This is a genomic window from Desulfococcus multivorans (assembly GCF_001854245.1).
Taxonomy (GTDB): Bacteria; Desulfobacterota; Desulfobacteria; order Desulfobacterales; family Desulfococcaceae; genus Desulfococcus; species Desulfococcus multivorans.
Genome location: NZ_CP015381.1, coordinates 194,044 through 205,510 on the forward strand (window position 1 = coordinate 194,044; position 11,467 = coordinate 205,510).

An 11,467-nucleotide genomic window follows, 5' to 3' on the forward strand; every position below is an offset into this window, starting at 1 on the left:
ATGAAGTTTGATCATGTACTTTAATTATGTACATGGTCACGGAAAGGAGCCTGCTGATATGAACGTTCTGCTTATCTACCCAAAATTTCCAGACACGTTCTGGTCTTTCACCTACGCGTTAAATTTTATCGGAAAGAAAGCCGCCTTCCCGCCGCTTGGCCTGCTCACCGTCGCGTCCCTGCTGCCGGAGGAATGGCCCAGGCGACTTGTGGACATGAATGTAGACTGCCTCACGGATAAAGATCTTTCGTGGGCGGACATGGCCTTTATTGGCGGCATGGCGGTTCAGCGGAAATCGGCCAAACAAATCATCGCCCGCTGCAGCGCTTCGAATTTAAAGATTGTTGCCGGTGGGCCGCTTTTTACCGCTGCACCGGATGAATTCGATGCGGTGGACCATCTTGTTCTCGACGAAGCGGAATTGACGCTCCCCGATTTTCTGTCCGACCTGCAATACGGGCAGATGAAAAAGGTCTACAGGGCTTCCGGTTTCTGCGATTTGCGCGACACGCCGACGCCTGCGTGGGATCTGGTAAAAATGAAGCGATATGCATCCATGAACATTCAGTTCTCCAGGGGATGCCCGTTTAACTGCGAATTCTGCAATGTGACGGCTTTGTTCGGTCACCGGCCGCGCATGAAGACCCCCCGGCAGGTTATCGCAGAACTGGATCGCATTTACGCTTTCGGCTGGCGCGACAGTATATTTTTTGTCGACGACAATTTTATTGGAAACAAGGTCTACCTTAAAACGCATTTGCTGCCCGCCCTGATCGAATGGCGCAAAGGTAAAAAGGGATGTGTTTTTTTCACGGAAGCCTCCATCAATCTCGCTGATGATCCTGAACTCCTGGATATGATGGTAACGGCAGGATTTGATTCCGTTTTTATCGGCATTGAGTCGCCCGACGAGGTCAGTCTTACGGAATGTCATAAAACCCAGAATAAAAACCGGGACCTTCTTGAAAGCGTCAAAATGATCCACCGTTCAGGGTTGCAGGTCATGGGCGGCTTTATTGTGGGCTTTGACAGCGACAGGCCTTCTATTTTTCAGCGGCAGATCGATTTCATTCAGAACAGCGGAATCGTCACCGCAATGGTCGGGATGCTCCAGGCCCCTCCGGGAACACGTCTTTTTGACAGGCTTCAACGGGAAAGCCGGATTGTCAATAACTTTTCCGGAGACAATGTTGACGGAACCACCAACATCCTTCCTCGAATGGGTATAGACAGGCTTTTGGATGGGTACCGATCGATCATGAAACAGATCTACTCTCCTAAAAACTACTACCAGCGGGTCAGGATCCTGCTGAGAGAACTGAAGGCGCCTGAGATCGGCCAGCCGATGAACCTTCAGCGGTTCCTCTCATTCTTTCGATGCGTCTTCCGGCTTGGCGTTCTGGGGAAGGAACGCTTTCATTACTGGCGCCTGATGGTCTGGACCCTGTTCCGTAAACCCAGGCTGATGCCGGTGGCCATAACCCTCTCAATATATGGCTATCATTACCGAAAGATATGTGAATTGTACATTCTTTAAGCGCCGGAAATACAGAAACCTGAGGAAAACATGCCACCCAATGAGAAAAAAAGACCGTCAGAAAATTTTACAGACAAGCTTCGCGCCGTCCTGGGTCTGAATGCCTCCCCGAAAACAAAGGACGGGCTGCCGCCCCAGGCGCGATTCAGCATCTGGTATTTCCTGGTCGCCATACTTTTATTTTCCTATCTGCAGCCGCTCATCTTTTCCGGAAAAGTGGAGACGATTCCATACAGCCGGTTTAAACAGCACGTCGCCGAAGGCAATGTGGTTAAATTGACCATCGGCCCTGACAATATCAACGGAACCCTGGCAGGATCTCCTGGTCAGGCGTTCACGACGATTCGGGTGGATGATCCCGACCTGGTGAAGGACCTGGATGCACAACAGGTCAGTTATTCCGGACGGTACGAAAATAAATTTCTGAGCGGCCTGCTCTCCTGGATTTTTCCACTTGTCATTTTTTTCCTGATCTGGCGTTACGCCATGAAAAAGATGGGGTCGGGAATGGGCGTCATGTCTTTCAGCAAGAGTAAGGCTAAAATTTTTGCCGAGAACGACACCAAGGTTTCTTTCGCCGATGTGGCCGGCATCGACGAAGCCAGGGAAGAACTCCAGGAAGTGGTTGAATTTTTAAGCACTCCCGAAAAGTCTCAGAAGCTGGGGGGAAGGATCCCCAAAGGAGTGCTCCTGGTCGGCCCGCCTGGAACCGGCAAGACCCTTCTGGCCAGGGCCGTGGCCGGAGAGGCCATGGTGCCTTTCTTCAGCATCAGCGGGTCCGAGTTTGTGGAGATGTTCGTCGGCGTAGGAGCAGCCCGCGTTCGCGATTTGTTTTCTCAGGCGGCGGCCAAAGCGCCCTGCATTATTTTTATCGATGAACTGGATGCGTTAGGCAAGGCTCGGGGGATGAACGTTATGGGCGGGCATGACGAACGGGAGCAGACGCTTAACCAACTCCTTGTGGAGATGGATGGGTTCGAAACGAACAAGGGGGTCATTATCATGGCCGCTACCAACCGGCCGGAAATTCTGGATCCTGCTTTACTGCGGCCGGGACGATTTGATCGGCAGGTTCTGGTAGACCGGCCGGACATCAATGGACGAGAAGCCATCCTGAAAATTCATTCCAGGCATGTGGTGTTGGGCCCCGAAGTCGATCTTCGTAAACTCGCCGGCCGCACCCCGGGATTTGTGGGTGCAGATCTGGCCAACATCATCAATGAAGCCGCGCTGCTGGCTGCCCGGAACGATAAAGAAACCGTGGAACTGACGGATTTCGACGAGGCCATCGACCGGGTGATTGCGGGTCTCCAGAAAAAAAACCGGGTGATGAATGCTCAGGAGAAAGAAATTGTCGCCTTCCATGAGTCCGGGCACGCGATTGTCGCTGAGTCTGTCGAGCATGCCGACCCTGTGCATAAGATCTCCATTATTCCCCGTGGCATTGCAGCGCTCGGATATACCCAGCAGCAACCCACGGAGGACCGCTATTTAATGACACGTTCGGAGTTGATCGATCGCCTGGCCGTTCTTTTAGGCGGCAGGGTCGCGGAGGAGGTGGTGTTCAATGAAATATCGACCGGTGCCCAGAACGACTTGCAGCGGGCCTCCGGCATTGCCCGGTCCATGGTCATGGAATACGGCATGAGCGATCGTCTGGGACTGGTGAACTATGAGCGTCCGCGGCAGTCCATGTTTCTCCCGGAAGGTTTTTCTCCCGGCAAAAATTACAGTGAAGCGATGGCCACTCAAATTGACGAAGAGGTCACACGGATTATTGAGGAAGCTCATCAACGCGTGCGTAAGATCCTCTTGGCCCGGAGAACGGTCCTCGATGACCTGGCCCGTCTCCTTTCGCATGAGGAAAGCGTGCAGGGAGATGAGCTCAGAAAGATGCTGTCGGCATCTCCACTTGGAGTGGCGGCGTCATCGTCCGGTGAGCCCTCCCGAAGCATTGCCGAAAAAGAGGATGATGACAGCGGCATTTGATCTGGACTTTCAGAGGATGATGCCGGCAATGGCAGCGGCGGGGAAGGTACATAAAAGTATACCCTGGCGGGTGATACCGCAGCCGAAATCGATACCCGGAAAAAGGACAACCCTGTTATAATGCAAATGATTCCAGGCAATCAGATTACCCTGCTGCAAAACGGCGAAGCTTATTTTCCGGCCATCGAAGCGGCGTTCGACCGGGCGGTGCGTGAAATTTATCTGGAAAGCTATATTTTCGAAAATGACAATACCGGAAGACGCATTGCGGAAGCGCTCCGACGGGCGGCCTTTCGCGGCGTAAAAACCCGCGTTCTGATCGATGGATTCGGATCGAACAGTTTGCCGAAAGCCATGGCCGATTCCCTTGAAGCGGCCGGTGTAATGGTGCTGAAGTTCCGCCCCAAGACATCGCCCTGGACGCTGCGGCGCCGAAGGCTGCGGCGTTTGCACCGGAAAATTGTGGTCGTGGACCGGGAGATTGCATTTGTCGGAGGCATCAATATTATCGACGATATGGCTAAGCCGGGCCAGACATCGCCTCGTTATGACTACGCTGTAAGTGTAGAAGGACCGCTGGTGGCAGAAATCTTTGATTCCGCCAGCCGAGTCTGGTCGCGAGTGGCCTGGATCCGCTTTCGTCGCGGCTGGGGTCGGGTGGGCGACGGACAGGCGCCTTCAACCGGATCCAGGGGCCGAATGCGCTCAGCTTTTCTGGTGCGGGACAATATCCGCCATCGCCGCGATATTGAAGATGCTTATCTGCAGGCGATCGAACAGGCGAAATTCGAAATCATTCTTGCAAATGCCTTCTTTTTTCCCGGATTGAATTTGCGTCATGCACTTCTGAACGCCGCCGGTTGAGGTGTCCGGGTGATTCTGCTGTTGCCGGGAAGGGTGAAATATCCATTGTTGCATTATGCCTCGCATGCCCTCCGCGGCAGTTTTCTCGACGCGGGGATTGAAATCTACGAATACCACAAAAGCCTCATGCACGCCAAGGTCGCTGTGATTGATGCGCATTGGACTACGGTGGGGTCCTCGAATCTCGACCCATTCAGCCTTCTGCTGTCACTCGAGGCAAATGTCGTTGTGGATGATGAAAACTTCGCTGGAACATTAAAGCATAGCCTGAATCAAGCTATCCATACCGGATCGCGGCGGATACTTCAGGATCACTGGAGAACGCAGCCCATCCGGCTGCGTCTTGCGGGCTGGCTGAGTTACGGCGTGGTGCGACTCATGGTCGGAATGACGGGGTATGCCCCGGGGAAAAAGTCGGGCCCGGATATGACGGATCGATGACGCAGCCGTCCCGTTGGAAAACGCACGAATCCTGTGGCAGCGGTGATCCGATCGACGGAAGGAAAGACGATGAAGAAAGCGACGACAATCACATTATCCTTATTAAACCAAAATATTGGACAGTCGCAAGGCGAAGAAATCGCCAACAGCATCAGCCACGGCATAGGGCTGCTCGGTGCGCTCATCGGAACGCCATTTCTCATCATGCATGCAGTGCGGAACGGGAATGCCGGATTTATTTTCGGCGCGAGTGTTTTCTCTGCTTCCATGATCCTTCTTTATCTTGCCTCCACGCTCTACCACGCGTGGCCGATAGGCAAGACCAAGCGCTGTTTCCGGATCATCGAGCATTCCGCGATCTTCATTCTTATTGCAGGCACGTACACGCCGTTAACCCTTGGCATCCTTCGTGGTGCATTCGGCTGGACGCTCTTCGGGGTTATTTGGGGTCTTGCCGCAGCCGGTGTAGTGCTGAAGGCATTCTATAAAACCGCACATCCCATTCTTTCCACCTGCCTTTATCTGCTGATGGGGTGGCTTCTCGTGATTGCGGTCAAGCCTTTGTTTGCCGGGATGCCTGAAAAGGGGCTATTCTTATTGATTGCGGGCGGCTTGTCGTATACCACCGGTGTCGCATTTTTTGCGATCGATTCGCGAGTGCCATACGGCCACCTGATCTGGCATCTATTTGTTCTCACCGGCACCACCTGCCATTATTTCTTAATCCTTTGGTATGCAGTCTAGGCGAAAAAGCGGCATTGTGCTGCCGGACATGAAGAAAAAAACAGGCTGATCATATCGGCCAGATGTACTGAAGGCGACAGGCAACCCATGTCCATTTCCACAGAAGCGCCTCAAGGCACGAAGCAGGGCAAGCCCAAAAACAAGACAGCAGATGCCGGGACCGGCGGCCGGCCGGCGAAACTGTCGCTGACCGCCCTGGGCATGGTTTTCGGGGGTATCGACACCAGTCCGATATACGCATTCGGGAGGGCTTTCACGGTGAATACGGTATTGCCGTAAGCTCCCGGAGAGACAGGCCTGTCCAGATCTGAACGATTCACATCGCAGCCGCAAGTCAGACGCGTCAAATTATCATCCCCCAAAAAAATCGATGGTCACCTATCATTTACAACCCATAACACCAACAAGCATGCAAAAGAGTCATATATGACCATCGGTTAAACCTGACCCTTTATATGTCGCTGCCAATGGCATTCCCACCGGGCTCTTTTTGAATCAATTTAAATAATTATCCTTAAAAGCCAAGAGGATAGCTGCCGTTGTGCCGGGTATTGGCAATCCAGGCATAGAAATTGAAATATAAACAATCAGAATCACGTAAAATCAACTCAAACCGAAACCAAACAGGAGGAACACCATGAAATCAAGCACGAAAGACAACATGGAAGGCAAGATGCATCAGGCCAAAGGCAAAATTAAGGAGACCGTTGGAAAAGCAGTCGGGAATCCTGATCTGGAGGCCGAAGGCAAGGTCGAGAATTTAGAAGGCAAAATCCAGGAAAAGATCGGTGATGTCAAGAAAGTTGTGGGCCAATAGCAGCGTTATTTTTGAATCCTCGAAAAATTGGAACCGGACATCACAGACTTATCTCCCTTGACTTCTCAGGCATAGATTTCCAACTATCGATTTTTTCGGCGCTTCTCTCCAACACAGCCGGCCGGGGCTTGGAATACCGGCTTCACGGGCTTCCGATCCGGTGCAATGATTTCCTGCCGCGGCCCTGATACCGCCGTCGGCCGGCTCGCATCAGGGCCGGACGGAGACCCATCAAAACCAACCGAAAGGAGAACCCAATGTTGTGGACGATTGCCGTAATACTGTTAATCCTGTGGCTTCTGGGTCTTGTGAGCAGTTACACGATGGGAGGCTTTATCCATGTTTTGCTGGTGATCGCCGTTATCGTAGTGCTGCTCAATATCATTCGGGGCCGGAGAGTCCTGTAGCCACCAAAGCTCATAGACACGCAATTTAAGATAAAGGCACATAATAATATGAAAATATTCACAAATCTTGCCATCATACTGATTGCTGCCGGGATCGTGGCCTTTGGGTATCAAGGGATCGCCGATACGACCAGAGAAAAGGTCGTCGATCTCGGGTCTCTGCAGATGACGGCGGAGGAGACCGGAATGTTTCCGTCGCCGCCGATGGTTGGAGGGATTGTGTTTTTGTGCTACATCGGGCTGCTGACCAAGGGAAGGAACAAGAGCTGAACAGATCAGCAGAGGAAAAGAATGGGACAATACAATCTGAACCGCATCTTCAATCCGCGCCATGTTGCAGTGGTGGGCGCCGGTGAAAAAGCTGGAAGTATTGGTAATGCGCTGATGAGAAACCTGATTGACGGCGGGTTTCCCGGCACATTGCTGCCGGTGAACCCGAGATATAAAACCATCCACGGGCATACATCCGTCGGATCGGTTTCCGCCTTGGAAACAGGTGTGGACCTTGCGATTATCGCCACCCCGATTCACAGCGTTGTCGATATCGTGAGCGAATGCGTCGAAAAAAAGGTCGGCGGTGCTGTTGTGATTTCGGCGGGGGGAAAAGAGACCGGTGAACAGGGCCGGGAGATAGAAGAAAGGATTCAGCGGATAGCTTACGCCGGGGGGCTTCGTATCATAGGGCCGAACTGCCTGGGCATCATCCGGACCGGCGCGAACCTCAACGCCAGTTTTGCGTCCGAAATGCCCGTGACCGGAAATCTGGCCTTTGTATCCCAGAGCGGCGCCATTTGCACGGCGATTCTTGATCTGGCGCTCAAGGAGCGCATCGGCTTCAGCCATTTTGTCAGCATCGGCTCCATGCTGGACGTCGACTTTGGAGATACAATCGATTATCTCGGAAATGATTCCTCGGCAAAAAGCATTCTACTGTACATCGAAAGCCTGACGAATTTCCGCAAATTCATGAGCGCCGCCCGCTCGGTGTCCCGGGTCAAACCCATCATCGTTCTGAAATCCGGCAGGAGCCCCGACGGTTCAAAGGCCGCCGCATCCCATACGGGCGCCATGGCCGGAGAAGATGCCGTATATGACGCTGCTTTCAAGCGCGCCGGCATCGTGCGCGTGGACACCATCGAAGAGCTGTTCGACTGCGCGGAGCTGATGGCGAAGCAACCGCGGCCGAGCGGCTCCCGGCTGGCGATCCTCACCAATGGCGGGGGGCCGGGCGTTATGGCCGCGGACACGTTCGCCCGGTACGGTCAGAAGCTTGCGCCCCTTGATCCTGAGACCCTGCAGGCCCTCGATGCGTTCCTCCCGCCCTTCTGGAGCCGGGGTAACCCCATCGACATTCTCGGTGATGCCTCCGCGGAGCGATTCTGCCGTGCCCTGGAGGTCTGCTTCAACTCGAAAAACCTGGACGGGATGCTTGTTATCCTTGCGCCCCAGGCCCTTACGGACCCCATTTCTTTGGCCGAGCGCCTGGCCGCCGTCATGAAAGCGCGCCGGTATCCGGTGGTTGCCTGCTGGATGGGCGGAAAAAGCATTGGAAAGGCCGTTGAAATTTTGAATGAAGCGGGGATCCCGACCTACGATACGCCGGAACGGGCGGTGAGAGCTTTTCTGTATATGGTTGAACATGCCAGAAACTTAGAAATGATTTTGGAAATTCCACCGAAAATGACCAGAGATTTGGTGTTCAATCCGGAGAAAGCCCGAAAGCTGCTTTCCGAGGCGCCCGTGGGGGAATTTATGCCGGAATCCGATTCCAGGGAACTGCTCATGGCATACGGCCTGCCCGTGATCAGGACGGAAATCGCGAAGACCGGGGCACTGGCTTCAAGTATCGGCCGGGAAATGGGGTACCCGCTGGTCATGAAAATTCATTCCCCGGACATCCCTCATAAGACCGATGCGGGCGGCGTTCGGCTGGATTTGCGCTGTGATGCGGATGTTTGCGAAGCCTACAACCAGATCATATCATCGGCGCGGGAATACAAACCCGATGCCCGGATGGAGGGGGTAACGATTCAGCCTTATTTTTCAAACCCGGATTTTGAAATTCTGATGGGGGGCAAACGGGATCCCAGTTTCGGTCCGGTGATTCTGTTCGGGATGGGCGGCATTTTCACCGAAGTATTGAAAGATCGGGCTTTGGGGCTTCCCCCCATGAACCGATTGCTTGCCCGGCGGCTCATGCAGGAAACCAAGGCATACGCTCTGCTGCAGGGATACCGGAACCGCCCCGCTGCCGACATGGAGCGGCTCGAAGAAATGATTGTCCGGCTCTCCCAGCTCCTGATCGATTTCCCCGAAATTGCCGAGCTGGACATGAATCCCGTCCTGATCAAGGACGGCAATCCCGTCGCGGTCGATGCCCGGATACTCGTTTCACCGATTGGGGTGCCTTCCTCCCTGCATCTGGTGATCGGCCCCTATCCGGAAGAGGAAGAGTCCCATATGGTCGGGGTTGATGGGCGCCGAATATTTATCCGGCCCGTCAAGCCCGAGGACGCCCCACTTTTTACGGCGTTGTTCAAGACACTCTCCCCGACTACGATTTATCATCGTTTTTTCGGTTCGTTAAAGGAATTGAACCCCGAGATGCTGGCCCGGTTCACCCAGATCGATTATGATCGGGAGATTGCGCTCGTTGCCCTGGATGAAGATATGGATGAAGATTCAGAAACCGACAGCATGCTGGGGGTTGCCAGAATCATCGGAGACCCGGACGGAAAGACGGGTGAATTCGCCGTTCTGGTGGGTGATGCCTGGCAAGGCAGGGGCATTGGTTCGAACCTGCTGAAAAAGTGCCTGTCCATCGCCGAAAAACGCGGCTTCAAAACGGTACACGGCATCGTGCTGAATGAGAACAGGAACATGCTTGCGCTGGGAAAAAAGCTCGGGTTTGAAGCAAAAAGAGACGCCGGAGACAACCGGCTGGTCATTCATTTCGGAGGAAACAACCCATCTTGTTAAGTGAAAAAATCCAAAACGTATTTCCGCAGGCCGGCGAGATCCCCGAAACCCTTTTAAACGGGGTTCCCTGCATTCAGACCGGCTATCTCGTAAACGGTGAGATTCGGATCTGGGACGGTCCGCGCCAGGAGGTGCTTTCGCCCGTCCAGGTGGCGGACGACACCGGCCCGAAGCCTTTATTCGTTGGCGAATATCCGCTGCTGACGGAAGCGGAAGCGCTTGAGGCTCTTGATGCGGCGGTTGCCGCCTATGATCATGGGCGGGGGGTGTGGCCTACCCTCTCCGTGTCCGAGCGGATTGATCACATGGAGCGGTTCGTTTTCCGAATGATTGAAGAAAAAGACCGGGTCGTGCGGTTTCTGATGTGGGAGGTCGGTAAATCGCTCCGGGATTCGGAAAAGGAATTCGACCGGACCGTTCAATACATTAACGATACCCTCTCCGCGCTGAAAGATCTGGATCGCATTTCTTCCCGGTTCACCATGGAGGAGGGGATCATCGGCCAGATTCGGCGCGCTCCCATGGGCGTCGTGCTCTGCATGGGACCGTTCAATTATCCGCTCAACGAGACATTTACCACGCTGATTCCGGCGCTTGTCATGGGAAACACCGTGATCCTGAAGCCGCCCAAGCACGGTGCGCTTCTCTATGCACCGCTTCTGGCGGCCTTTCGCGAGGGTTTCCCGAAAGGCGTCATCAACGTCATCTATGGTGAGGGGAGAAAAGTGATACCCCCGCTCATGGCATCCGGCAAGATCAACGTGCTGGCGCTGATCGGCTCGAGCAAAACGGCGAATGCCTTGAAAAAACTGCACCCCAGCCCCAATCGTCTTCGCTGCGTCCTGGGGTTGGAGGCCAAGAATCCGGCCATTGTGCTGAAAGACGCCGATCTTGATCTGGCCGTAAAGGAATGCGTTCTCGGTTGCCTCTCCTTTAACGGGCAGCGGTGCACGGCCCTGAAGATTCTCTTTGTGGAAGCCGGCATCGCGGATGCGTTTCTCGAACGCTTTGCCGCGGCCGTCACCGCCCTGTCCTTTGGGATGCCATGGATAGAAGGGGTTTTCGTGACGCCGGTCGCGGAAAAAGGCAAGACGGATTACCTGGGAGAACTGGTGTCGGACGCCGTCGCGAACGGCGCACGGATCGTCAATCCTGCTGGGGGGAGCGTTTGCGGCAGTTTCTTTTTTCCCGCCGTACTGTATCCGGTTCACCCCAACATGCGGGTCTATTATGAAGAGCAGTTCGGACCGGTGATTCCCATCCTGCCCTTCGACAAGATCGATGAGCCCATCGCGTATATGATCCAATCGAGCTACGGCCAGCAGGTCAGCATCTTCGGAAGCGATCCGGACCAGATTGCACGGTTGATAGACCCCCTGGTAAACCAGGTCTGCCGGGTCAATATCAACAGCCAGTGCCAGCGGGGACCGGATACGTTTCCCTTCACGGGACGAAAGGATTCCGCTGAAGGAACCCTTTCCGTATCCGACGCCTTGCGGGTTTTTTCCATTCGAACACTGGTTGCCGCCAAGCAGACGGAGTTGAACAGGCAGATCATCACCCGCATCGTTCGGGATCATACAAGCAAATTTCTGGCGACCGACTTTATTTTGTAGAGAGAATGGTATATAAAACCGTATATGTCGCATAATGGCGGTGCAGTCATGATGACGCTGGTTCTCCTCAGAC

General features: G+C 54.1%; 11 protein-coding genes and 1 pseudogene. All 12 read left to right on the top strand.

Annotated features, from left to right (window positions below; translation table 11 throughout):
• The first annotated feature begins 58 nt into the window (after window positions 1-58).
• The 12 genes and pseudogenes from dmul_RS00830 to dmul_RS00870 all read left to right on the top strand — a co-directional run bounded on the left by dmul_RS00830 (window position 59) and on the right by dmul_RS00870 (window position 11,394).
• Window positions 59-1,537 (top strand): B12-binding domain-containing radical SAM protein, encoded by a 1,479-nt coding sequence (locus tag dmul_RS00830; RefSeq protein ID WP_020876738.1) that lies wholly within the window; start codon window positions 59-61, stop codon window positions 1,535-1,537.
• 30 nt (window positions 1,538-1,567) lie between these two features.
• Window positions 1,568-3,526, top strand: a complete 1,959-nt coding sequence (gene ftsH / locus dmul_RS00835; protein ID WP_020876737.1) for an ATP-dependent zinc metalloprotease FtsH — start codon at window positions 1,568-1,570, stop codon at window positions 3,524-3,526.
• A 126-nt stretch (window positions 3,527-3,652) separates the two neighbouring features.
• Window positions 3,653-3,979, top strand: a pseudogene (locus dmul_RS21180) (phospholipase D-like domain-containing protein); the annotation flags it as partial.
• A 15-nt stretch (window positions 3,980-3,994) separates the two neighbouring features.
• On the top strand, window positions 3,995-4,390 hold the full coding sequence (locus tag dmul_RS21150) for a hypothetical protein (protein ID WP_327078320.1): 396 nt from the start codon (window positions 3,995-3,997) through the stop codon (window positions 4,388-4,390).
• A 9-nt stretch (window positions 4,391-4,399) separates the two neighbouring features.
• Window positions 4,400-4,831, top strand: a complete 432-nt coding sequence (locus dmul_RS20775; RefSeq protein ID WP_020876735.1) for a phospholipase D-like domain-containing protein — start codon at window positions 4,400-4,402, stop codon at window positions 4,829-4,831.
• Between the two features lie 69 nt (window positions 4,832-4,900).
• Window positions 4,901-5,575 carry a PAQR family membrane homeostasis protein TrhA gene (trhA, locus tag dmul_RS00845; protein WP_020876734.1) on the top strand — a complete coding sequence of 225 codons (675 nt, stop codon included), beginning with the start codon at window positions 4,901-4,903 and terminating at the stop codon, window positions 5,573-5,575.
• A gap of 87 nt (window positions 5,576-5,662) precedes the next feature.
• On the top strand, window positions 5,663-5,854 hold the full coding sequence (locus tag dmul_RS20410; RefSeq protein WP_020876733.1) for a hypothetical protein: 192 nt from the start codon (window positions 5,663-5,665) through the stop codon (window positions 5,852-5,854).
• 358 nt (window positions 5,855-6,212) lie between these two features.
• Window positions 6,213-6,392: a CsbD family protein gene (locus dmul_RS00855; protein ID WP_020876732.1), complete on the top strand. Its 180-nt coding sequence runs from the start codon at window positions 6,213-6,215 to the stop codon at window positions 6,390-6,392.
• A 257-nt stretch (window positions 6,393-6,649) separates the two neighbouring features.
• Window positions 6,650-6,799, top strand: coding sequence for a lmo0937 family membrane protein (locus dmul_RS19955; RefSeq protein WP_020876731.1), 150 nt, complete (start codon window positions 6,650-6,652; stop codon window positions 6,797-6,799).
• 48 nt (window positions 6,800-6,847) lie between these two features.
• The gene (locus dmul_RS00860; protein ID WP_020876730.1) at window positions 6,848-7,069 is read left to right on the top strand and encodes a hypothetical protein; all 222 of its coding nucleotides are present in this window, start codon (window positions 6,848-6,850) and stop codon (window positions 7,067-7,069) included.
• A 21-nt stretch (window positions 7,070-7,090) separates the two neighbouring features.
• A complete protein-coding gene (locus tag dmul_RS00865; RefSeq protein ID WP_020876729.1) occupies window positions 7,091-9,778 on the top strand; it encodes a bifunctional acetate--CoA ligase family protein/GNAT family N-acetyltransferase in 2,688 nt (895 codons plus the stop codon).
• Entirely contained in the window at window positions 9,772-11,394 is a 1,623-nt protein-coding gene (locus tag dmul_RS00870) for an NADP-dependent glyceraldehyde-3-phosphate dehydrogenase (protein WP_020876728.1), read from the top strand. The genes dmul_RS00865 and dmul_RS00870 overlap by 7 nt, the downstream gene beginning before the upstream one ends.
• Window positions 11,395-11,467: the final 73 nt, after the last annotated feature.